At 40.6% G+C, this 21,619-nt stretch carries 25 protein-coding genes and 1 riboswitch; of the genes, 20 read left to right on the top strand and 5 right to left on the bottom strand.

Annotated elements, in window-relative coordinates; genetic code table 11:
* Position 1 precedes the first annotated feature (1 nt).
* From KSU66_RS18600 to KSU66_RS18555, 10 genes are all read left to right on the top strand, one after another.
* On the top strand, positions 2-826 hold the full coding sequence (locus KSU66_RS18600; RefSeq protein ID WP_269052962.1) for a sulfite exporter TauE/SafE family protein: 825 nt from the start codon (positions 2-4) through the stop codon (positions 824-826).
* A 15-nt stretch (positions 827-841) separates the two neighbouring features.
* A complete protein-coding gene (locus KSU66_RS18595) occupies positions 842-2,233 on the top strand; it encodes a bifunctional metallophosphatase/5'-nucleotidase (RefSeq protein WP_329958852.1) in 1,392 nt (463 codons plus the stop codon).
* A gap of 14 nt (positions 2,234-2,247) precedes the next feature.
* On the top strand, positions 2,248-3,021 hold the full coding sequence (yunB, locus tag KSU66_RS18590) for a sporulation protein YunB (RefSeq protein ID WP_269052961.1): 774 nt from the start codon (positions 2,248-2,250) through the stop codon (positions 3,019-3,021).
* 56 nt (positions 3,022-3,077) lie between these two features.
* Positions 3,078-3,258: riboswitch (Lysine riboswitch) on the top strand.
* A gap of 148 nt (positions 3,259-3,406) precedes the next feature.
* A complete protein-coding gene (locus KSU66_RS18585) occupies positions 3,407-5,002 on the top strand; it encodes a Na+/H+ antiporter NhaC family protein (RefSeq protein ID WP_269052960.1) in 1,596 nt (531 codons plus the stop codon).
* 185 nt (positions 5,003-5,187) lie between these two features.
* Complete coding sequence (locus KSU66_RS18580; RefSeq protein ID WP_269052959.1) at positions 5,188-6,729, top strand: sodium-dependent transporter; 1,542 nt, start codon at positions 5,188-5,190, stop codon at positions 6,727-6,729.
* Between the two features lie 12 nt (positions 6,730-6,741).
* Positions 6,742-6,861, top strand: coding sequence for a methionine/alanine import family NSS transporter small subunit (locus tag KSU66_RS18575; RefSeq protein WP_269052958.1), 120 nt, complete (start codon positions 6,742-6,744; stop codon positions 6,859-6,861).
* 154 nt (positions 6,862-7,015) lie between these two features.
* On the top strand, positions 7,016-7,975 hold the full coding sequence (lipA, locus tag KSU66_RS18570; protein WP_269052957.1) for a lipoyl synthase: 960 nt from the start codon (positions 7,016-7,018) through the stop codon (positions 7,973-7,975).
* Between the two features lie 16 nt (positions 7,976-7,991).
* Positions 7,992-8,321 (top strand): YutD family protein, encoded by a 330-nt coding sequence (locus tag KSU66_RS18565; protein WP_269052956.1) that lies wholly within the window; start codon positions 7,992-7,994, stop codon positions 8,319-8,321.
* A 232-nt stretch (positions 8,322-8,553) separates the two neighbouring features.
* Positions 8,554-9,006, top strand: coding sequence for a DUF86 domain-containing protein (locus KSU66_RS18560; RefSeq protein WP_269052955.1), 453 nt, complete (start codon positions 8,554-8,556; stop codon positions 9,004-9,006).
* Positions 9,003-9,773, top strand: coding sequence for a TIGR01457 family HAD-type hydrolase (locus tag KSU66_RS18555; protein WP_269052954.1), 771 nt, complete (start codon positions 9,003-9,005; stop codon positions 9,771-9,773). Before KSU66_RS18560 ends, KSU66_RS18555 begins: the two co-directional genes overlap by 4 nt.
* A 70-nt stretch (positions 9,774-9,843) precedes the next feature.
* Here the strand turns inward: KSU66_RS18555 and KSU66_RS18550 are convergent, their stop codons facing one another.
* A complete protein-coding gene (locus KSU66_RS18550) occupies positions 9,844-10,080 on the bottom strand; it encodes a YuzB family protein (protein ID WP_269052953.1) in 237 nt (78 codons plus the stop codon).
* Between the two features lie 138 nt (positions 10,081-10,218).
* Here KSU66_RS18550 and KSU66_RS18545 point away from each other — a divergent pair, with 138 nt between their 5' ends.
* A complete protein-coding gene (locus KSU66_RS18545; protein ID WP_269052952.1) occupies positions 10,219-11,286 on the top strand; it encodes an NAD(P)/FAD-dependent oxidoreductase in 1,068 nt (355 codons plus the stop codon).
* A 70-nt stretch (positions 11,287-11,356) separates the two neighbouring features.
* Here KSU66_RS18545 and KSU66_RS18540 read toward each other — a convergent pair whose 3' ends face one another.
* Complete coding sequence (locus tag KSU66_RS18540; RefSeq protein WP_269052951.1) at positions 11,357-11,686, bottom strand: YuzD family protein; 330 nt, start codon at positions 11,684-11,686, stop codon at positions 11,357-11,359.
* Between the two features lie 84 nt (positions 11,687-11,770).
* Here KSU66_RS18540 and KSU66_RS18535 point away from each other — a divergent pair, with 84 nt between their 5' ends.
* From KSU66_RS18535 to KSU66_RS18520, 4 genes are all read left to right on the top strand, one after another.
* Positions 11,771-12,007, top strand: coding sequence for a NifU family protein (locus tag KSU66_RS18535; protein WP_269052950.1), 237 nt, complete (start codon positions 11,771-11,773; stop codon positions 12,005-12,007).
* A gap of 199 nt (positions 12,008-12,206) precedes the next feature.
* Positions 12,207-12,569 (top strand): HesB/IscA family protein, encoded by a 363-nt coding sequence (locus KSU66_RS18530; protein WP_269052949.1) that lies wholly within the window; start codon positions 12,207-12,209, stop codon positions 12,567-12,569.
* A 253-nt stretch (positions 12,570-12,822) separates the two neighbouring features.
* Entirely contained in the window at positions 12,823-14,040 is a 1,218-nt protein-coding gene (locus KSU66_RS18525) for an NAD(P)/FAD-dependent oxidoreductase (protein WP_269052948.1), read from the top strand.
* A 270-nt stretch (positions 14,041-14,310) separates the two neighbouring features.
* On the top strand, positions 14,311-14,676 hold the full coding sequence (locus tag KSU66_RS18520) for a YuiB family protein (RefSeq protein ID WP_269052947.1): 366 nt from the start codon (positions 14,311-14,313) through the stop codon (positions 14,674-14,676).
* A gap of 97 nt (positions 14,677-14,773) precedes the next feature.
* On the opposite strand, the gene KSU66_RS18515 is transcribed toward KSU66_RS18520, so the two are convergent.
* Complete coding sequence (locus KSU66_RS18515) at positions 14,774-15,250, bottom strand: divergent PAP2 family protein (protein ID WP_269052946.1); 477 nt, start codon at positions 15,248-15,250, stop codon at positions 14,774-14,776.
* A 156-nt stretch (positions 15,251-15,406) separates the two neighbouring features.
* Here KSU66_RS18515 and KSU66_RS18510 point away from each other — a divergent pair, with 156 nt between their 5' ends.
* Together KSU66_RS18510 and KSU66_RS18505 are read left to right on the top strand one after the other, a co-directional pair.
* Positions 15,407-16,912: a leucyl aminopeptidase gene (locus KSU66_RS18510; protein ID WP_269052945.1), complete on the top strand. Its 1,506-nt coding sequence runs from the start codon at positions 15,407-15,409 to the stop codon at positions 16,910-16,912.
* A 68-nt stretch (positions 16,913-16,980) separates the two neighbouring features.
* Positions 16,981-17,268 (top strand): hypothetical protein, encoded by a 288-nt coding sequence (locus tag KSU66_RS18505; RefSeq protein ID WP_269052944.1) that lies wholly within the window; start codon positions 16,981-16,983, stop codon positions 17,266-17,268.
* 101 nt (positions 17,269-17,369) lie between these two features.
* On the opposite strand, the gene KSU66_RS18500 is transcribed toward KSU66_RS18505, so the two are convergent.
* Positions 17,370-18,602 (bottom strand): MFS transporter, encoded by a 1,233-nt coding sequence (locus KSU66_RS18500; RefSeq protein WP_269052943.1) that lies wholly within the window; start codon positions 18,600-18,602, stop codon positions 17,370-17,372.
* Positions 18,603-18,731: 129 nt separating this feature from the next.
* On the opposite strand from KSU66_RS18500, the gene KSU66_RS18495 reads away from it, so the two are divergent.
* From KSU66_RS18495 to KSU66_RS18485, 3 genes are read left to right on the top strand one after another with little or no spacing between them, the layout of a single operon-like run.
* Entirely contained in the window at positions 18,732-19,433 is a 702-nt protein-coding gene (locus tag KSU66_RS18495; protein ID WP_269052942.1) for a peptidylprolyl isomerase, read from the top strand.
* Between the two features lie 12 nt (positions 19,434-19,445).
* Positions 19,446-20,036, top strand: a complete 591-nt coding sequence (locus KSU66_RS18490) for a peptidylprolyl isomerase (RefSeq protein ID WP_269052941.1) — start codon at positions 19,446-19,448, stop codon at positions 20,034-20,036.
* Positions 20,037-20,076: 40 nt separating this feature from the next.
* On the top strand, positions 20,077-20,283 hold the full coding sequence (locus KSU66_RS18485) for a hypothetical protein (RefSeq protein WP_269052940.1): 207 nt from the start codon (positions 20,077-20,079) through the stop codon (positions 20,281-20,283).
* A gap of 155 nt (positions 20,284-20,438) precedes the next feature.
* Here the strand turns inward: KSU66_RS18485 and KSU66_RS18480 are convergent, their stop codons facing one another.
* The gene (locus KSU66_RS18480) at positions 20,439-21,611 is read right to left on the bottom strand and encodes a MalY/PatB family protein (protein ID WP_269052939.1); all 1,173 of its coding nucleotides are present in this window, start codon (positions 21,609-21,611) and stop codon (positions 20,439-20,441) included.
* Positions 21,612-21,619 lie beyond the last annotated feature (8 nt).

Raw genomic sequence — 21,619 nt, 5'->3', positions numbered from 1 at the left:
AATGGAATATATAGTACTTGCTATAATTGGTCTTGCATCGGGAGTTGTTGGGGCACTTGTTGGCCTCGGTGGTGGTGTTATCTTTGTCCCAGCGACATTGTTTGTCGCTATTAATCTGGGCTGGATTGACGGAATTACACCACAGAGTGTCGTCGGTCTATCTGTTATTATGATGATATTCACGGGACTTGGCTCAACACTTACCTTTATGAGAGCGAAGACGGTAGATTTTAGAAGTGGTTTTATTTTTTTCATTGGAAGTATTCCGGGAACCCTACTCGGTGCATTTGTTAATAAGGGGCTAGATCTACCATCATTTAATTTGTATTTTGGAATTTTACTTATTATATTATCGACATTATTAATTGTCCGAAGTTATTTGAAGCCAGTTCACTGGTTTGTTAAACGAGGAAAACCACGTACTTTTACAGATAAAACTGGCGAATCATTTGTTTATGGTTATCCAATATGGTTTGCATTGATACTTACATTTGGCGTTGGCTTTGCGTCTGGACTTTTCGGAATTGGTGGCGGTTCGATTATCGTTCCGGCAATGATTTTACTTTTCCTCTTTCCGCCTCATGTTGCGGTTGGAACGTCCATGTTTATGGTCTTTTTATCGGCCATCGTGAACTCAATTACGCATATTTCGCTTGGAAACGTTCCATGGCTTTATACAATACCGGTGGTTATAGCAGCGTATACTGGTGCGAAAATAGGTGCAAACTTAAACCAAAAACTGAAATCAGAAACACTAGTTTTTGCATTGCGAATAATTCTTCTTCTCCTAGGTATTCGATCAATTGTTGATGGTATATGGGGTTAGAAAGGTGGTTGAATAATGGAAACGATACATATTTATCATACAAATGACGTTCATAGTCATTTTGAAAACTGGCCACAAATTAGCCGCCTTGTTCGTGATAAAAGGCGTGAGCATACGGATGCAGGAGAGGCTTTTTTTCTTTTTGATATAGGTGACCATGTTGATCGCTCCCATCCGTTTACCGAAGGGACAAAAGGGAAAGGAAACGTCTTCCTTTTGAATGAAGCGGGCTATGATGCAGTGACGATTGGGAATAACGAAGGAATTACGATGTCCAAAAAAGCACTTTCTAGCCTTTATGACGAGGCAGAGTTTGATGTAGTTGTCGGAAACTTAGTCGATGAGAATGGCGAGTTTCCTAAATGGGCCGTGGAATCTATTATTTACGAAACGTCAAAAGGGACAAAAATCGGAGTCATCGGTGCAACAGCACTGTATACGCAGTTTTATGCGACTTTGGGTTGGAAAATATCACCCCCGCTTGAACAATTAAGAGCGGTTGCAGAAAAGCTTGCACCAGTAACAGATATAATCATTTGTTTATCGCATATGGGCGTTACCGAAGACGAGAGTTTAGCAGTAGAGTGTCCGGTGATTGATGTCATTTTAGGGGCGCATACGCATCATTTGTTTCAGGAGGGCGAGTTCGTAGGGAATACCCTGTTGGCGGCAACCGGAAAATTTGGTGCATACACGGGGCATGTAACGATTCATTTTAATCCAACTGAAAAACGTATTACAGAAAAGCAGGCAACCCTTTATTCAACGGAAACATTACCGGTGAATGAAGAGGATGTACAAAGACTGGAAAAGTTAATGCAAAGCGGTAAAAAATCAATGGGAGAACAGGTGTTTTATAATCCAAGCCCCCTAAAGCAAAACTTATTTGGGCCAAGTTCGCTGTCTAATTTCCTTGGGCGAGCAATTCTCGATTATTCTGGCGCAGACTGTGCAATGTTTAATGCTGGAATATTTCTTGGTAGTCTGGAAAGCGGATGGGTGACAAAGGAGACGATGCATTCACTGCTACCACACCCCATTAATATATGTGTCATAACACTTAGCGGGGCTGAGCTACTGGAAGTGTATGAGTTATCACTCAATGAAGATTGGCCGGAAATAAAGGTGAAGGGGTTAGGTTTTAGAGGTGAGCATATGGGCGCGATGATTCATGAAAGACTTTATAAAAATAAGCAAGGTACCCTCATTATAGGAAATCGTGAAGTCGAACCTAATGAAACCTATACATTAGCAACGCTTGATATGTTTACGTTTGGCTTCTTTTTTCCAGCGCTTCAGCATGCGGAAAAAGAATATTATATGCCCGAACTGATACGTGATATAGCCAGTAACTATGGTCGTGAATATTTTAAAGAATCTTCGGTTCCCTCTGAGCATAATCTATAGCAGGGGGAGTCGTTTTGAGATTTCAAGGACAGGTAAAGCGAAGGCGCAAGATTCGAAAAGGAAAATTGGTGCCGCTCCTAATACCGGCGATATTAATTGCTGTTGTCTTTTTTTTCTATCTTATCAATATGAGGCTAACACCAACTTATGTTAGATATGCAGAAGTGCAGACGGTAAAAATTGCATCTCACGTTATTAACCAGGCGATAAGTACAAGAATCGCAAATATACTCGACGTCAATGACATTATTGAACATGTGCCAACAGAGACATCCGAAATGGTTACGACAAAATTTAATACGGAAATCATCAATAGAGTGTTAGCAGATACTCGAAACCTTGTTGAGCTGCATCTTCAACAAGCGGAAGCTGGAAATCTTGAGGTATTACCAGAAACGGATAATATCGAATATGATCCAGAAAAGATGGAGGATCAGGGCGGCGTCGTCTTTTTTGTTCCGATGGGGCAGGCGGCAAACATACCATTGCTGGGTAACATGGGTCCGAAAATCCCCATCAGGTTTCATATTATTGGGGACGTGCAAGCCAATGTAGTCGCATCAATCGAAGAGTTTGGAATTAATAACGCGTATATAGAAGTAAATATTTTACTCAGAGTTAATGTTCAAATAATTATTCCGCTCGCTACGAAATCAAGTGTTGTTGAACAAAAAATCCCAGTCGCAATCGGCCTTGTTCAAGGACCTGTTCCGCATATATTCAGTCAAGGCGCGGGTGCGGAGTTACCATCAATCGAAGTTCCACTCACACTTCCAGACGTAAAATAAGGTGGGGTTGAAATGCTGCAACTTTATTGCTATAATTATGTTAGAAAAGAAAATATCGATTGGGTAGAGGCTGCATTGCTTATTAGTAAGACACGCGAGTTTGACGACTAGGACCGTGTACGAAAGGAAGTTTTGCCGAAGTCTATTGGTTTTGTCAAAGCCAATAGATTGGGGTCATTCTGAATAAGGATGACACTGTCATACAGTTAGTTAAAAGTATGATGAGCTACAGATTGTGCGTTTGATAAAATGGCAAGACATTTTTATCCAACTTAACGACACGTAGATAAAGCCGGCTCCTACTGCACTTTTTTAAAGTGCATCAAGTAGCCGGTTTTTGTATTCCCTAAATACACCTTTCTCATCGAACAGGAGGAAAGATTTAATGGATGGAACATGGATATCGATAATACCACCAATCATTGCAATTGTTCTGGTGCTTATTACACGCAAGGTGTTGGTATCACTCGGATCAGGTATTGTCGCTGGTGCACTAATCTACGCGTCATTTTCACCGGGTCAGTCAATCGTAACGTTGTGGAAGTCACTTACAGTTTCGTTTTGGAGCTGGGATTCTAGCACAATTAATACGGATAATATAAATATTATGCTTTTCATATTACTACTTGGGGTCATTACTGCCTTTGTAAGTTTGTCAGGTGGAAGTAAAGCATTTGCAGAGTGGGCAGTGAAACGTATTAAGACGAAAAGAGGCGCGAAGTTATTAACTGTAGTTCTCGGAGTCTCAATTTTCGTTGATGATTACTTTAACGCGCTTGCAGTTGGTCAAATATCAAGGCCGATAACAGATCACCACAAAATATCACGGGCTAAACTTGCCTATTTAATTGATTCGACTTCAGCGCCAATCTGTGTTGTATCGCCAATTTCTAGTTGGGGTGCTTACTTAATTGGATTGCTTGGAATTATTTTTAGTGGGGCAGCGATAAGTTATTCGCCACTATCAGCATTCGTTTTAATGGCACCGATGAATTTTTATGCGGTATCAACGCTAGCAATGGTATTTTTCTTTGCATGGACGAATATCGACTTTTTCACTATGAAAAAGCATGAGAAACTTGCAGAAGAAACGGGTCATCTATTTGATCCGAACAAAGAAATACCAGGTCAATTAAAAGTAGACTTTCCTGTACATTCGCACGGCAAGGTTATTGATCTTGTTGGACCGATTGTAACGCTCGTCGCGGTTACGCTAGTGACGATGATCATGTCAGGATATAATGCAAGTGTTGCAGAAGGGCTTGCTGTAAATATATTTACGATCTTTGAAAATACGAATGTACCTTTCTCGTTAGTAATCGGTGGACTTGCTGGAACCTTACTTGCAGGTGTTTTATATGTATTACAAATGAAACATAATGAAACTGCAAATGCTCCGCTTATGGGACGCGCATTTTTAAGCGGTGTAAAGGCAATGATGCCAGCTGTAATGATTCTTATCTTGGCATGGGGGCTTACAGATCTAATCGATAAATTGGACACGGGCTTGTACTTATCTGAAGTTGTTGCGAAGGCAAATCTGCCAATCGAGTTCCTGCCGGCTATTATGTTTGTACTTGCAGGTCTTATGGCGTTTTCGACGGGAACTTCATGGGGTTCGTTCGGTATCCTGTTACCAATTGCCGGAAAGATAATGTTAGATGCATCACCTGAAATGCTACTCCCGGCATTAGCAGCGGTGCTTGCAGGTGCAGTGTTTGGGGACCATTGTTCACCCATTTCAGATACGACAATTCTGTCGTCTACAGGTGCAGGTTGTAATCACATCGATCACGTAACAACTCAACTGCCATACGCGCTAATTAGTGCTTCAATATCAACGGCAGGGTACTTAGTCTTAGGATTAACGGGGTCAATTTGGATTGGTTTTATATCGGTAATTGTCATACTGGCTATATTATTTACCGTATGGACAGTGATGTCAAAGAAGGATGAAAGTCAGTTGAATCGCATAGTATGATGGAAAAGAAGTGATGATAATTCATCACTTCTTTTTTTTGTGTCCTTTGACTACAAAGAAAAAATGTTTTGACAATTAACAGGATTATAGTTATACTTTACTAGAGTAATGGTTTAGATTATTCAGAAATCATGCGAGTTCCTAGAATCCCAGTTTAAGGGGAAGGAAGAAAAGGAGGAAATAATATGGCACAACGTTCGCAGTGGGGCACACGCGCTGGTTTTATCATGGCGGCCGTAGGTTCCGCAGTAGGGCTCGGTAATATCTGGCGATTTCCGTATGTAGCATACGAAAATGGTGGGGGCGCATTCTTTATACCTTATTTATTTGCACTACTAACAGCAGGTATTCCAATTTTAATCATGGAATTTACGATGGGCCATAAGTACCGTGGATCTGCACCGCTATCATTCTTCCGAATGTCGGGTAAAAAAGCAGAATGGATTGGGTGGTGGGGCATATTCGTCTCATTCGTCATTTCAACATACTATGCGGTCATTATCGCATGGGCAATGAAATATACGGTCTATTCATTTAATTTGAAGTGGGGGGCAGACACTGAAAGTTTCTTATTTGGGGATGTGCTAAATTTAGCTGAAACTCCAGGTCAAATCGGAGGTTTCGTTCCCGGTGTCGTATTCCCACTATTACTCGTTTGGGCAATAGCATTTGTTATTCTAATTGCAGGAGTCAAACGTGGAATTGAACTGGCAAACCGGATATTCATTCCAACCCTTGTCGTTGTGTTCTTGATGGTCGTAATTCGAGCAGTTACGCTTGACGGTGCAATGTTTGGCCTCGATGCATTCTTCAAACCGGATTTGACTAAGTTAGCGAATCCTACTGTTTGGGTCGCAGCATATGGACATATATTCTTTAGTTTGTCGATCGCTTTCGCAATAATGATTACCTATTCTAGTTATTTACCAAAGAAATCGGACATTACAAATAACGCATTTATAACTGGTTTTGCAAACTCAGGGTTTGAGCTACTCGCTGGTATTGGTGTTTTCGCAGCGCTTGGATTTATGGCAACTCAAGCAAATGTTGCAGTCGCAGATGTAGCTACAGCAGGCGTTGGTTTGGCATTCGTTGTTTTCCCAGAAATTATAAACCAAATGCCAGGGTTTAATGGACTGTTTGGGGTCTTGTTCTTCCTATCACTAGTCCTTGCCGGATTGAGTTCTCTTATTTCGATTTCGGAAACGTATATTGCAGGGATTTCGGATAAGTTCAATATCTCCCGTCAAAAGTCAGTATTTTTCGGGGTCGGATTGGCAGCAACTGTATCATTGTTGTTCGCAACACGTGGGGGGTTATTCTTCCTTGATGCTGCGGATTACTTCATTAACCAGTTTGGAGTTGCCGCAATTGGACTTGTCGAAGTGATCCTCATTGCATGGGCGTTTAGAAAACTTAGTGTTTTCGAAAAGCATGCAAATGCAATATCTGATATTCAACTAGGTGCATGGTGGAAAATTTGTTTAGGTGTTATTACGCCATTAGTTTTGGGCTATATGATGTTCGGTCTTTTGAAAGTGAATATCTTAAAGCAGCATGTTGATAGTGAAGGCACTGTTATTGGAAACTACGAAGGTTACTCGGACTCATTTATCTGGACGAGTGGCTGGTCCGTTGCAATCTTCGCAATCGTAATGGCAATCATATTTACACTATTCAAATGGAAAAAGAATACGCTTGAAACTAGCGATTACGAGGAAGATTAAGGGGGATTCGATATGAGTGGTGGAGCAATATTAATGATGATTGTTGGGATCCTCATCATTTGGGGAGGATTTGCCGCAAGTGTTATACACGCGGTAGTTAAATCCAAATCGAAAGCTAAAGCTTTAAGATAAAAGAAAGTGCCCAATTCAACGGGCACTTTCTTTTTTTGTTCTGAAATGCTTAATGCATAGGTGCAGTAGCGGTTGTTTGACTATTGTAAATGTGATACATTTACAATAGCCATAAAATGCACTACAGATATAAGACGTCTAAAACCATTACTGAATGGAGTCGATTATTTTGTCATGCAAACCTGGATTAAGGAACAAACCTGAACATATTAGAAAGCCTAAATGGTTGAATATTAAGCTTAATACGAATGAAAACTACAGAGACTTAAAAAAGTTAATGCGTGAGAAAAACCTGAATACTGTTTGTGAAGAGGCACGCTGTCCAAATATTCATGAATGTTGGGGCGAACGCCGTACGGCAACATTTATGATTCTCGGCGCAACTTGTACACGTGCCTGCCGTTTTTGCGCAGTGAATACTGGTTTACCGACCGAGCTTGACTTGGAAGAACCAGAACGTGTAGCGGATTCAGTGCAACTTATGAATTTAAAGCACGTTGTCATAACTGCGGTTGCACGTGATGATCAGAAAGATGGCGGATCCGGTGTATTTGCAGAAACAATCCGTGCAGTTCGTCGGAAAAATCCATTCACAACTGTAGAAGTACTTCCTTCAGATATGGGTGGCGTTTATGAGAACCTTGAACGTCTAATGGATGCAAAACCGGACATATTAAACCATAATATTGAAACGGTGCGCCGACTCACGAAACGTGTTCGTGCACGTGCGACTTATGATCGTTCACTAGAGCTACTAAAACGAGCAAACGAAATGCACCCTGAGATTCCAACCAAATCATCATTGATGCTAGGTCTAGGGGAAACACATGAAGAAATTATAGAGACGATGGATGATCTTCGGGCAAATAATGTTGATATTATGACAATTGGTCAATATTTACAACCGTCGGTAAAACATTTAGTCGTTCAAAAATATTATACTCCACAGGAATTTATCGAGTTAAGAGATATTGCAATGACTAAAGGGTTCTCGCACTGTGAAGCAGGTCCGTTAGTACGTTCAAGCTACCATGCAGATGAACAAGTGAATGCGGCAGCAAGAGAAAGACAACGTCAAGGCGAAGAGAAACTGAAAGAAGTATTGCAAAGCTGAGTGGCGGTGAAAATAAGTGATAACACTTGAAGAATGGGAATATGAAATTATAAAGGATTTTCGGGATGGTTTTTTAGAAGAGGCATTACTAGCAAGGTATAGTGATGTTCTACTAAAATATGATTATATACTTGGAGATTGGGGATATGGTCAACTTCGTTTAAAAGGTTTTTTTGAAGACCAAAACCAAAAAGCTACCTACGAGACGAAAATTAGCACATTACAAGACTATCTATATGAATATTGTAATTTTGGATGCGCACATTTTGTTTTGAAGAAAAAAGGTAAAGTAAAAAAAGAAACCGTTTCCGAAACTGTATCCGAATCGGTATCCGAAGGAAAGTAATAAAAGAAGGCCCATGTAAAGATCACTATGATCTTCATATGGGCCTTCTATTTGGATTGAATTAATGAATGGAAGTAGTCTCTTTTAGTACATTAGATTTGATTTTAGAATTACTTATTTTAGTTGTTTGGAAGATTGCTTTATTTAATCCTTTATGAAATAGGTTCATACATGCTCGATTTAGCAACTTTGGATATGATAGAATGAATATTGAATAGAAAGGGGTAATAAGATGTATTTTATTGACCGAAATAAAATCGAAAAAGCACTAAGCCATATGGAAGAATTACTTGCGTTATACAAAGAGGAAGAGAATTGGGAAGGTGATTTGATTCACTCGCTGGCACTTGCAAGGCTTACGCACGTTGTGATTGAATCGATTATTGACGTTGGCAATACAATGATTGATGGGTTTATCATGCGTGACCCTGGGGGTTATGATGACATTATCGATATTATGGACGATGAAAAAGTGATTACTCCAGAAATGTCTGATCCATTGAAGCAAGTTATTGGTCTTCGTCGGATGATTGTTATGGAATTTATTGATGTGGAAACGACTAGTATTATTAAGACATTGGACAGCTCCATGGCAACGCTACTTGAGTTTCCAACGAAGGTTCGCCACTATCTTGAAAATGAGCTTGGTCCCGTGTCGGCATTTTTACCAGCCGATGACAAATGACTAACGGGAACTACAAAGCCTATTGCCTGGATTTGGATGGTACAGTCTACCGAGGAACAGAGCCGATAAAGGAAGCTGTTGCATTTATTTCAAGATTACAGGAAATTGGATTGGATCCGTACTATGTAACGAATAATTCATCTGCAACACCGCTTCAGGTTAAAGCGAAACTGGCATCATTTGGCATTAAAGCAGAAGATGAAAAAATAATGACCTCTGCAATTGCCTCGGCTAAGTATTGTAAAGAAATGTATCCGGGGGCTAAGGTTCAGATGTTTGGTGAAAAAGGCTTGGAAGAAGCGTTACACTCATTGGACATAGAGATTGTGAGTGAGAATCCCGATGTTGTCATTATGGGGATCGACCGGAGTACGAATTATGAAAAATTGTCGGAAATCTGTTTGGCGATTCGATCGGGCGCGATATTTATTGCGACAAATGGTGATAAAGCAATTCCATCAGAAAGAGGCCTTTTACCTGGAAATGGTTCCTTTGTTAAACTTGTTGAATATTCAACAGGTGTAAAGCCCATCCTTGTCGGAAAACCAGAATCCCATCTACTTGGTTATATTCAGGCGGAAAAAGGGTATAGGAAAGAAGAGATGGTCATGATAGGCGATAATTATGACACGGATATACTTGCGGGAATTCGATTTGGTATTGACACGATTCATGTAGAAGGCGGCGTGACTTCGAAGGAAGAAGTTTTATTAAAAGAGAAACAACCAACACACTTAGTTCCAACACTGTCAGATTGGAAACTATAAAAAAAACCTCCCGCTAAATTGAGCGGAAAGTCATTTTTTAGAACTATCAAGATAAACTTCGAGAGCCCTTTTAAAAGAGCGGATTGTCCTCTATGAATTGATAGATCCGTTCCGTTAGTTCTTTAGGAGTGTCGGCTTCGACGATTTCGCCATTGACCATTGCGTACAAAGATTCTGCACAAATTGTACAATAACTTAGGCAACCATACTCAAGAACATCGAGGTTTGGATCATTTTCTAGTTTTTCAAAAGATTCATGTGAACCATTTGCAAGATTGCTCATGCAAAATTCAACTATTGGATTCACTGAGATCACCTCACTACTGAAAATTTTACTCCTTTTTCGAGTATACGTCAATTTGCTCGCCTTATTGTGAAATCTGTCTCCAAATGATACAATTGAAGGTAGGAAAATATCGGAAACTATGTAACGAAGGAGCGACAAATGAGAAAACTTGTACTTTTAGGCGCAGGATACGGAAATATGCGTGTTTTGTTGCGTTTATTAACTAAAGATTTACCGTCAGATATAGAAATTACACTAGTCGACCGAACACCTTTTCATAGTGTTAAAACAGAGTTTTATGCGCTTGCTGCTGGAACTGTTTCAGATTCAATCATTCGTGTTCCACTACCTGTTCATGATCAACTTAAGTTTGTTGAGGGTGAAATTATTGAAATTAATACAAATGAAAAAAATGTGTATCTCGATAATGGACAACACATTGAATACGATGAACTAGTCGTAGGTCTTGGGTGTCGAGATAACTACCATGAAGTACCCGGCGCAGCAGAGAATACATATAGCATTCAAACAATTGGGAAGTCGCGTATAACATATGAAAAACTTTTAGGACTAGGTGGAGGGGCCACTGTTGGAATCGTAGGAGCTGGATTGAGTGGTATTGAGTTGGCCAGTGAATTACGTGAAACGAGACCCGATTTAAACATTAAATTATTCGATCGTAGTCCACGAATTTTAGGAGATTTTCCAGAGCGTTTAAGCGATTATGTACAAGGTTGGTTTGATAAACATAACGTTGAAGTCGTTGCAGGTTCAAATATTACAAAGGTTGAAGAAGATGTCCTGTATAACCATGAGGAAACAATCGCTGTTGATGCCGTTGTTTGGACTGCTGGAATTCGTCCTGTTACGGCTGTACAGAATATAGATACAGAAAAAGGGAATTCAGGTCGTCTAGTATTAAATAAACACCACCAATTGCCGACATACAATGATGTCTACGTCGTCGGTGACTGTGCTGAGCTTCCTTACGCGCCCAGTGCACAAGTAGCAGAGGCGCAAGCAGAACAAATCGTTAAAGTTTTACGCCTTGTGTGGAACGAAGAGCCGCTTCCTGAGACGATGCCAGAAATAAAGCTAAAAGGATTCCTCGGCTCATTAGGTAAAAAACAAGGTTTCGCATATCTAGCAGATAGAACGGTGACAGGTCGCATTGCACGGTTATTGAAATCGGGCGTTCTTTGGATGTACAAATGGCATAATGGATAAATGTTGAAAAACCCCGTAATCCACACAGTATTGAGTGGATTACGAGGTTTTTATTTATGATTATTAAAAGTCAATTCTCAGCTACGAAGCCGTGCTTCTCGAGTGCGTTAAAAACTGGCTTTAATTGGATATGTCCTTCTCCGATCATATCCTCATTAATCAGTACTAGTGGATAAAAGAATTCGTCATTTCGTACCTGTTCTGCAATATTACTTTTACGGTCGTCTTCGATTTCAGAATCAATGTCGATATACTCAATGTTGAAGGCCTGTCCAGGATACTTTCTACCAATGGCAGCTTCTAACCACTCGTAAGTGTCTCTTGCAGAGGGGGCGTTTGCGCAGCTCGCACAAATAAGATCTGCACCAAAAACTTCAATTAATACTGTTGAATTGTCCAATGTAAATATCTCCTTTCGAATGTAAAGATGGATTTTTTCTGCTTTCCAGTTTATAATGATTATAAGGAAAGGGGTAGAAATTAAATGACTGATAAATTGATGACAGAGCCAGTACAAGAAGTACTAAATAAATTACGCCCATTTCTTCTTCGCGATGGTGGGGATTGTGAACTCGTCGATATTGAAAATGGAATTGTAAAGCTTCGCCTTCTAGGTGCTTGCGGTACATGCCCAAGTTCTACAATCACATTAAAAGCGGGTATTGAACGCGCCCTGCTAGAAGAAGTCCCAGGTGTAGTCGAAGTCGAACAAGTATTTTAATTGTTATTTTTCAAAAGGGCCTTTACTAGGCTCTTTTTTTATTCATAGCTCATAAAAAAACTCATAGTCTCCTTTCAACTCTACTATTTAGGACTCATCTCTATTATAGCCTAAATAACTGAAGAATCGAGCGATATTGATTGCATGCAGGCTTATTTACTTGATACAATAGAATAAAATGATGGGAAGGTGAACGCAAATGACTCAATTAGTTGAACTTTCAGAAGCGGCAGCATTCCACGTGAAAAAAATGATGGAGAACAATGGGGAAGAAGGTTCGTACCTCCGTGTCGCTATTAATGGCGGTGGTTGTAGCGGACTCACGTATGGATTGGGCTTTGAAACAGAAATGACAGAAGAAGACCAGTTATTAAAACAGCATGGCATTGAAATTATTGTCGCAAACGACGATGTTGATATTTTAGAAGGCACTCAAGTTGATTATAAAGAGTCTTTGATGGGCGGCGGCTTTACGATTGAAAATCCAAACGCAATATTATCTTGTGGTTGCGGAACTTCATTCAGAACAGCTAAAAAAGTAGGAGCACCATCGGATTGCTAAAAGGCGAACCCTCCTAGGTCGATTGCGGGAGGGTCTTTTTATGTCTGCCTTGGTAAAAATATTGCGAAGTCAGTGTTTTCTAATCATTCCTACTTTAGGTATAGTGTTGAAATACCCTTCTAAAAGGGCTATTATAAGTAAGAGTAGGCTTATTAAAAATAATTACAGCCGGGAATGTGTAATCCCTCTAGGTCGAGATCGATTTCACGTGTTCCAGGTAAAATAAAATAAAATAAAAGGTGGTTCGATCTTCGTGAAAAGACCGACAGTATTAGTTTTAGGTGCAGGATACGGTGGTTTAGCAACAGTCGTTAACTTGCAGAAAACACTTGGAGCAGACGACGTTAACATCGTGCTTATTAACCAAAATGAGTATCACTACGAATCAACGTGGCTTCATGAAGCAGCTGCTGGAACAATGTCTCCTGAGCAAGTCCGTTATGACATCAAAAGTGTCATTGACCCTGTAAAAGTGGATTTTGTTAAAGCAACAGTTGAAGGAATCGATGTAGATACAAAAGTTGTAACGTCAAGCGTTGGTACGCATACATACGATTACCTAGTTATTGCACTTGGATTTGAAGGGGAAACTTTCGGTATTCCTGGACTTGACAAGTATGCATTATCGATGGCAAACGTTAAAGCTGCACGCCAAATTCGCGAGCATATGGAATATCAATTCGCAACATGGTCACTGGAAGAAGAGAAAGACGATAGCCGTCTAACGATTATCGTTGGTGGAGCAGGTTTCACTGGAATTGAATTCCTTGGAGAACTTGGTAACCGCGTTCCAGAACTATGTGAAGAATACGACGTTCCATTTGAGAAAGTTCGTGTACTGTGTGTGGAAGCGGCGCCAATGGTACTTCCTGGATTTGACGAAGGTCTTGTTAAGTACGCAGTTGGTCAACTTGAAGCCAAAGGAATTGAATTTTCAATTGGTACACCTGTCGTAGAAGCTACTGAAGAAGGCGTTAAGATTAAAAAGGGTGAAGATGAATTTGAATTCATCAAAGCGGGTACTGTCGTTTGGGCTGCTGGAATCCGTGGTAACCACCTAATCGAAGAAACGGGCATTGAAAGTAACCGTGCTCGTGTTAAAGTCGATAAAGATCTTCGTGCACCAGGTTATTCTGACGTGTTTATTGTTGGAGACTGCGCACTAATGATCAACGAAGAAATTAACCGTCCATATCCTCCAACTGCACAAATCGCTATGCAGCAAGGAGATACGTGTGCAAGCAATATTGTCGCACTAATTAGAGACGAACCAACGAGTGAATTTGTACCAGATTTGAAGGGGAGTATTTGTTCGCTTGGTGATGACGATGCAATCGGTGTCGCATTCGACAAGAAATTAACAGGTACTAAAGCTTCATTCATGAAGAAAATGGTTGATAACCGTGCTCTCTTCATGATTGGTGGAATTGGCCTTACTTTGAAAAAAGGGAAATTCAATCTACTAAAATAAACTACGTAGAAAGCACCTATCGTCACATGACGACGGGTGCTTTTTTTCCGCGTTCAACAAAACGAGTCTTGATTATTGTGTAGAAAGATTAATGAAGGGTCTTCCTGCTCAGCTTAATTGAGAACAGTAGTTAACTATTTGCGGAATTAATGAAGTTTGCACAAGAAGTATGGCATTTGTAAATTCGACAAATTATTGAACTGGTTACGTTCTGTTGAAAGCTACTTGGTAGTCGTGTAAAATTATGATTGGAAAATGGGGGTTATCATTTTGAATGATACAATTGCTTTGGCTAGTGCATCGTCGCCTCAGGGAACGATTTCACTGGTACATATTGTTTTATCAGTGCTCATATTCATCGTCATCTTTTTCGGTATCGGATTCTTGTTGAACATGTTACTTCGAATGACATGGCTTATGGCAATTATTTATCCAATCATCGTAATATTGATCATTGATGAAGTGAAAATATATGAATATTTTACTAAGCCAGCTTACGCTTTTAAGCTTTTAGGCACAAAAGTGATGGCGCTTCATACTGTGGATGTTGTCATCCTATCGAGTGGGTTAGTCGGTGCGATTATAGCAGGATTTGTTATGAAGCTGTTACGCAAACAAGGATACCAAATGTTTTAATGAAAACTAGGCGATGGCCAACGCTTAATTAGAATAATATGGTATAAAAAAATGGTGGGTGTAAGCAGAATAACTGCTTACACCCACCATTTTTAATTTAAAGTATAAATGAATAAGTGATCACTGAAATTAATATGCCCGTAACGGCCCCCGCGAATACTTCGTTGGGTTTATGACCAAGCAAAGTTTTCAACTCTTGAATCTTTTGTTGCTCATCTTTTTTCTGCCATCCTTTAGCTTCGTGAACAAACGTTTGAAAGTCTATTCTCATCTGATTAATAATGACAGCTTGCTGACCGGCTTGGTAGCGAATTCCTGTCGCATCGAACATGATAATGACAGAAAAGATTGCGGAAATCGCGAAAAGTGGTGAATGAAAACCTGCTTCGTAAGCAATCGCTGTAGTGAGTGCGGTTACGGCGGCAGAATGGGAGCTTGGCATACCACCAGTTGACGTCATGAGCTTCCAATCGATTTTGCGGGTAACAATATAATTCATTGGTATCTTAACGAATTGGGCAAATAAAATTGCGAATAAGGCCGCGAGAAGCGGAGTGTTATCAAGAATTGTCATTTGGAATACATCTCTTTTCTGAAGAAAAATAGTATTTTCAGTATATCACATAAGTACGCATTGAAAAATGAAAAGAGTGGTTTAGTGATGTTTATTTCAAACGATTGGAAATGTAGTATACAATTAAAGGTGAGTGTAAAAATTAGGGGGATTCTAATGCAAACAACTATTGTTGAACAGAATTTTAATGAAATCGAAGCAGAGGTACTAATTATAGGCGTGCCTCAACATCCAGAAAATATAAACGGCTGGGATAAGTTTGTCGCATCCTTTAGTGCGCAATTACCCGAATGGATAAAATCTGACGATGTAAAAACAGATTTTAAAAAACTTGTGAAAATGCCTGCAATGATTAAACAAGGATACAAACGTGTGCTGTTTATCGGCCTCGGTGCGAAAAACAAATTAACGGAAGATCGATTACGTGAAGTGTTTGCCGCAGCGGGGAAAGATCTTGCGGATTTGAAAACATCGTCGGTGGCAATTTGGACAGCACCGTTTACGAATGACAAGCTAGTATGTGAAGATGTCGTATATGCAGCTGCAGAAGGACTGGGCCTTGGTGCATATGAGTTCGAGGGATATAAAACAGACTCAAATGAACGCGATGTTGCACTTGAAACCGTTTTATTTTTATCATCTGCTGATGAAGAAGAACTGAAGGCAGCGTTCGAAGTTGGGAAAGTTCATGCACATGCAGTGAATGAGGCGCGAAATCTTGTCAATATGCCACCGAATATTTTGACGGCAACTGAAATGGCAAACTATGCACGCGAACTTGCGGAAAAGCATGATTTTGAAATTGAAGTATTAGGTAAAAAAGAAATGGAAGAGCTTGGTATGGGTGCGATTCTCGCGGTTAATAAAGGATCTGTTGAAGAACCCCAGCTTATTGTTTTGAAATATGCTGCAACTGATACGTGGGAAGATGTAGTCGGTCTTGTTGGTAAAGGTATTACGTATGACACCGGTGGTTATTCTATAAAGTCAAAAGATGGAATGGTTGGCATGAAAGGCGATATGGGCGGTGCAGCGGCCGTGCTTGGCGCGATGTCGGTTATTGGGGAACTACGGCCTGTGAAAAACGTCGTTGCAGTGATTGCGGCGACAGATAACATGATCTCGGGGGAAGCATTTAAGCCTGACGATGTGATTACATCATTAAGCGGAAAGACGATAGAGGTGCTGAATACGGATGCTGAAGGACGCCTTGTGCTAGCGGATGCCGTAACATATGCTAAACAAGCTGGAGCAGACTACCTAATCGACGTGGCGACACTTACAGGCGGCGTTATCGTTGCGCTTGGCATGGATAAGACTGGTGCGCTTACAAACGATGAGGCGTTCTTTGAGGAGTTTATGTATGCCGCCACAGAAACTGGCGAATTCGTCTGGAGGCTTCCATTGACGGAAAGTGATAAAAAGCGACTGCGGAAAAGTGATGTAGCCGATCTAAACAACTCGCCGGGCCGTGACGGACATATGATTTTTGGTGGTGGTTTCGTTGGTGAATTTGTTGGGGATACGCCGTGGATACATTTGGACATTGCGGGAACATCGAATGCGGATTCTGCTCATGACCTAGGTCCAAAAGGTGCGACAGGTGTTATGGTGCGGACGCTCGCAACAATCGTTGAAAGAATGGCGGATACTGAACTATAAAAACGATAGGCAAATGACGTCCCCCCTACTTTAGTTTGTGAATAAGATAAGTGGGAAGGGAGATGTCTATGTCTAGAGGTTATGAGAGTGGTAGAGGTAGAGGCGGTCATGGAGGTTATGGTGGCAGAAGAGGTTATGAACGCGGCGGTGGTTTTGGTTTAGAAGGATTCGGTGGATTCGGAGGACCGTTCCTTGGCGGTTTAGCTGGTGGATTGCTCGGAAACGCATTGTTCCCGGGATATGGATATGGCGGTGGATACGGTGGAGGATATGGTGGTTATCCGCAATATGGGGGCTACCCGTATTATCCATATTACCCACAATACGGCTATCCGCCGTACTATGGTCCGTACTAAGAAATAAAAAACGCATGGAAACCGAAAATCTCGGTCTTCATGCGTTTTTACTATGTTGAAAATACTTATACATTCCATCGGTAGTGTGTGAATACTAGCGTTTAAATATTCGTAGGTTGGTTTTCCGAAGCGAGAAATTCCTCGAAGTTTTGAATTGGTTTCCGTCTCGCGTAATAGAAGAAAGCGAATGCTATGAGAAATAGTGATGACGTGACGATGAAAACGGAAGAAATACCAATGAATCCACTCACAATCCCTCCGAATATCGGTCCGATAATATTTCCAAGGAACCGGAAACTCGTATTATATCCCATCATTTCGCCTTGTATATCGATAGGCGCTTCTCGTCTAACGAGTGCTGCCGTGATTGGGATCATACCGCCCACAGCAATACCGAATAACAAACGACAAATGATAAGTTGCCATAACTCCGTGACGAAAGCTTGTGGTATAACGAATAAGAAAGAGAGAAGAAGGAGAATGGACAACACTTTTTCATACCCAATGTCATCCCCGAGTTGCCCCCATCGCCTGGCAAAAAGTAGGTTACCAAGACCCGTGGCGCTGAAGGTGATTCCGGCTAGAAGGGCAACATCTTTTGCGGCTGTTAGTTCGGCTACGTATAAGGAGAGCAGAGGCTGAATACTAAAGTTCGCAATTTGAATCACTGTGGTTACAAGCATCACATTAAACATAAGGCGGTGACGTAAAATCCCGAGTAAAATGGATTTCCGGGAGTAAGCGATGGCACGACTACTCTTTACTCTCTCTTGTTCCTTAATACCAAAGAGAATGATAATCGCAGCAATTGTAATTGTGACCGCTGTAATGATGAATGTATATTGGAATCCAAAAGCATCGGCAAGCAGTCCACCGATTACTGGACCGAAGAGCATGCCGGAGACGCTACCCATTTGTAGGGTGCCCAGTACTTTTCCAGCTTCTTTTTTGTTGGTCTGAGCTGAAATGAATGCCAGTGACGTGGGGATAAATCCCGTAACGACACCCATAAAGAGGCGTAAGATGAAGAACGTTTCAACAGATTGTACAAAACCCATTAAAAAAATGGCTGTCGCGATGCCAAATCCATTAATTAGCAATATTGGTTTAAAGCCATATTTGTCAGCAACTCTTCCCCAAATAGGGGACATAATAAAGGCTGTGATGAACGTTGCGCCAAAAATTAGGCCTGACCATCTCTGCACATATGCCGGGGAATGATCGCCAAAGGTGTCGATATAAAGGGAAAGGAACGGCATAATCATTGTCGTAGTCCCGGCGACTAGAAAACTACAAATCCATATAATAATAAAATTGCGTTTGTTAACATCCATTTTGATAAACCTTCTTTCGGAGTCAAGCTCTTTATTGAGTATAAAACAGTTCGAGTACCGAAGGAAGCAAGGTGCTTCATTATCGAATTCAATGACCTAATATGGTAAACTGAAACATGGTGATTGCTAATGAGAAAAGTATATCTTCTTCTTTTAACAATGTTGTTACTTGTCGGCCTTGCTGCTTGCGGAAAAGGAACGGTAAAAGAAGAGAAAAGCGAGAATGAAGTAGGGACTAAAACAATCGGCTATCCACAACTATCGCCAGAAGTTGCAGATAATGAGGAGCTTGTAGTTATAAACACAACACTCGGTCCGATTGAAATTAAGCTCTTCCCAGAAATTGCTCCAAAGGCTGTTGAAAACTTCTTAACGCATGCCAAAGATGGTTATTATGACGGCGTTATTTTCCACCGTGTTATGGATGAGTTCATGATCCAAGGGGGAGATCCAGAAGGAACGGGAGCTGGCGGGGAAAGTATTTATGGTGGTTCGTTTGAAGATGAGTTTTCCGAATCTGTATTTCACTTACGTGGTGCGCTTTCAATGGCCAACGCTGGACCAAATACAAACGGCAGTCAATTTTTCATCGTTCAGAATACGAATGTAGACACCAACGGGTTGAACCATAAAATTACTCAGCCCGATGAAATTAAGAAAGCGTATGAAGAAATGGGTGGTACGCCACATCTAGATCATTCACACACTGTATTTGGACAAGTCACTAAAGGTATGGAAACAGTTGACAAAATTGCTAGAGTAGAAGAGAATCAGACACGACCGATTGAAGATATATTGATTGAATCAATTGATATTCTTACTAAAAAATAGGAGGCTACAATAATGTATCCACAATTATCGACAGAAGTTGCAGAAAATGAGGCACTTGTAGTTATGAACACAACGCTAGGCCCAATTAAAATTAAATTATTCCCAGAGGTTGCTCCTAAAACAGTTGAAAACTTCTTGACACATGCTGAAAATGGTTATTACGATGGAATCATCTTCCACCGTGTTATGAATGAATTCATGATCCAAGGTGGAGACCCGACTGGAACTGGTATGGGCGGAGAAAGCATCTACGGCGGTTCATTTGAAGATGAGTTCTCTACAAAAGTATTTAATCTACGCGGTGCGCTTTCAATGGCGAACGCTGGACCAAATACGAACGGTAGCCAGTTCTTTATCGTTCAAAAAACAAGCGTTGATGGTGGCACAATTAAGCAATTGAAAAACGCTAAGTTCCCTGAAGAAATTGTTACTGCTTATAGCGAAACAGGCGGAACACCGCATCTAGACCATATGCATACAGTATTCGGACAAGTAATTGAAGGTATGGACACTGTCGACAAAATTGCAACTACTAAAACTGGCGCTCAAGATAAGCCGGTTGAAGAAATTTCAATTGAGTCAATCGAAATTCTTAAAAAGTAATTCAGACATGCGAATATATAGAGTTAGGAAGTGTGCGTAAATGAACGTTTTATTGATGCCGTTCCTTTATTTTCCAGAAGATAAATCAGAATACATCCCAGCGGCTATTTCATTTGCAGTTTTTATGGTGTTGATGATCTTTGCGTTTAGATGGATTCGGAAAAACTCGAAGAAGCAAGAGGCAGAGACAAAAGTGCTAGAAGACCAAATTTTAAAAGAGCGCAGGCAAGCAAAGGAATTAAAATAAACAATTCCCCTCTAAATTGAGGGGAATCGTTTTTTTGAGCCTGCCATAATGAGTGATGCCGTGATATTTATAAACAAGGCGCTATTACTAAAATTCTTAATACCGCATAAAAAGGCTACTACCCATTAGATGGATAGTAGCCTTTTCGTTGTTTACTAAGAAAGTGCTGTGATAAAACGATTGACGCCATCTTTTACAAGAGAAGGTGGACAAGCAACGTTCATCCGTAAAAAGCCAACTCCGGTTTCACCATATTTTGAACCGGGCTCAAGTGCGAGTTTTCCTCTGTTCAATAGTTTGTCCATTATTTGAGATTCGGACAAACCGGTTTCACGGTAATCAATCCAAAGTAAGTAAGTACCATGAGGTTTATTAATATTTATGCCTGGCACGGCCTGCTCTAATTCCTGGATAACATAGTCCATATTAGAAGATACTGTTTCCAAAAGTTCTTTTAGCCACGGACCGCCTTCTTCGTAAGCGGCTTTTAAAGCAGCTGCTGCAAATGGACTAAGCGCCATTTGTCCGTGTGCTTGTGCATTTTGTTCAAGTTTTAACCTAATTTTTTCATCTGTCGCAATCATAACGGCTGCTTGAACGCCGGCAAGGTTGAAGGTTTTCGTTGGTGCAACACATGTAATGATGCGATGTGCTTCTTCACCCGCAATTGTAGCAAGCGCAATATGTTGGTGCTCAGTAAATACAAGATCAGCATGGATTTCATCAGACAAAATAAGCACGTCGTATTTAGTACAAAGTTCAATTATTTTAAGGAGTTCTTCTTTTGTCCAAACGATTCCGCCTGGATTATGTGGATTGCATAATATAAATATTTTCACATTTTGTTGAAGGGCTTCTTCGAATTGGGTAAAGTCGATTGAATAATTCCCTTTACTTTCAATCATCGGGCACTCAACAATTGTCCGTTCCATGTTTCCGGGGATTTGGAAAAATGGTGGATAAACCGGTGTTGTGATTAGAATCCCATCACCTTTATTTGTGAAGGTCTCAATAACTGTCGCAATCGCTGGTACTACACCGTGGTGGAATAACATCCACTCGTTTTTTGTTTGCCAAGAATGTCGACTTGCCAACCATAAACGAAGGGCATCTTTACATGATTCACATATGTATGAGTACCCAAAGACCCCGTGATCGAGCCGTTCTTTTAAGGCATCAATCACAACTTGCGGAGCTGCAAAATCCATATCGGCTATCCACATTGGTAAAACATCAGACGCGTCCTCTATTCCATAAACGTCTTCCATCGTATCCCATTTAACGGAGCGTGTTTTTCGTCTGTCAATTTCATTTGTAAAAACATTCAAGATAATCC

The organism is Sporosarcina sp. G11-34 (assembly GCF_026931025.1).
The sequence above is the reverse complement of the archived record's forward strand: the minus strand, read 5'-3'. Positions and strand labels throughout refer to the sequence as shown.

Coding starts and splice junctions, on each gene's coding strand:
- KSU66_RS18505 (WP_269052944.1), top strand. CDS start 16,981: ATGTCTAGAGGTTATGAGAGTGGTAGAGGTAGAGGCGGTCATGGAGGT.
- KSU66_RS18490 (WP_269052941.1), top strand. CDS start 19,446: ATGTATCCACAATTATCGACAGAAGTTGCAGAAAATGAGGCACTTGTA.
- KSU66_RS18595 (WP_329958852.1), top strand. CDS start 842: ATGGAAACGATACATATTTATCATACAAATGACGTTCATAGTCATTTT.
- KSU66_RS18555 (WP_269052954.1), top strand. CDS start 9,003: ATGACTAACGGGAACTACAAAGCCTATTGCCTGGATTTGGATGGTACA.
- KSU66_RS18585 (WP_269052960.1), top strand. CDS start 3,407: ATGGATGGAACATGGATATCGATAATACCACCAATCATTGCAATTGTT.
- KSU66_RS18545 (WP_269052952.1), top strand. CDS start 10,219: ATGAGAAAACTTGTACTTTTAGGCGCAGGATACGGAAATATGCGTGTT.
- KSU66_RS18575 (WP_269052958.1), top strand. CDS start 6,742: ATGAGTGGTGGAGCAATATTAATGATGATTGTTGGGATCCTCATCATT.
- KSU66_RS18510 (WP_269052945.1), top strand. CDS start 15,407: ATGCAAACAACTATTGTTGAACAGAATTTTAATGAAATCGAAGCAGAG.
- KSU66_RS18580 (WP_269052959.1), top strand. CDS start 5,188: ATGGCACAACGTTCGCAGTGGGGCACACGCGCTGGTTTTATCATGGCG.
- KSU66_RS18500 (WP_269052943.1), bottom strand. CDS start 18,602: ATGGATGTTAACAAACGCAATTTTATTATTATATGGATTTGTAGTTTT.
- KSU66_RS18495 (WP_269052942.1), top strand. CDS start 18,732: ATGAGAAAAGTATATCTTCTTCTTTTAACAATGTTGTTACTTGTCGGC.
- KSU66_RS18600 (WP_269052962.1), top strand. CDS start 2: ATGGAATATATAGTACTTGCTATAATTGGTCTTGCATCGGGAGTTGTT.
- KSU66_RS18530 (WP_269052949.1), top strand. CDS start 12,207: ATGACTCAATTAGTTGAACTTTCAGAAGCGGCAGCATTCCACGTGAAA.
- KSU66_RS18515 (WP_269052946.1), bottom strand. CDS start 15,250: ATGACAATTCTTGATAACACTCCGCTTCTCGCGGCCTTATTCGCAATT.
- KSU66_RS18485 (WP_269052940.1), top strand. CDS start 20,077: ATGAACGTTTTATTGATGCCGTTCCTTTATTTTCCAGAAGATAAATCA.
- KSU66_RS18535 (WP_269052950.1), top strand. CDS start 11,771: ATGACTGATAAATTGATGACAGAGCCAGTACAAGAAGTACTAAATAAA.
- lipA (WP_269052957.1), top strand. CDS start 7,016: ATGGAGTCGATTATTTTGTCATGCAAACCTGGATTAAGGAACAAACCT.
- KSU66_RS18560 (WP_269052955.1), top strand. CDS start 8,554: ATGTATTTTATTGACCGAAATAAAATCGAAAAAGCACTAAGCCATATG.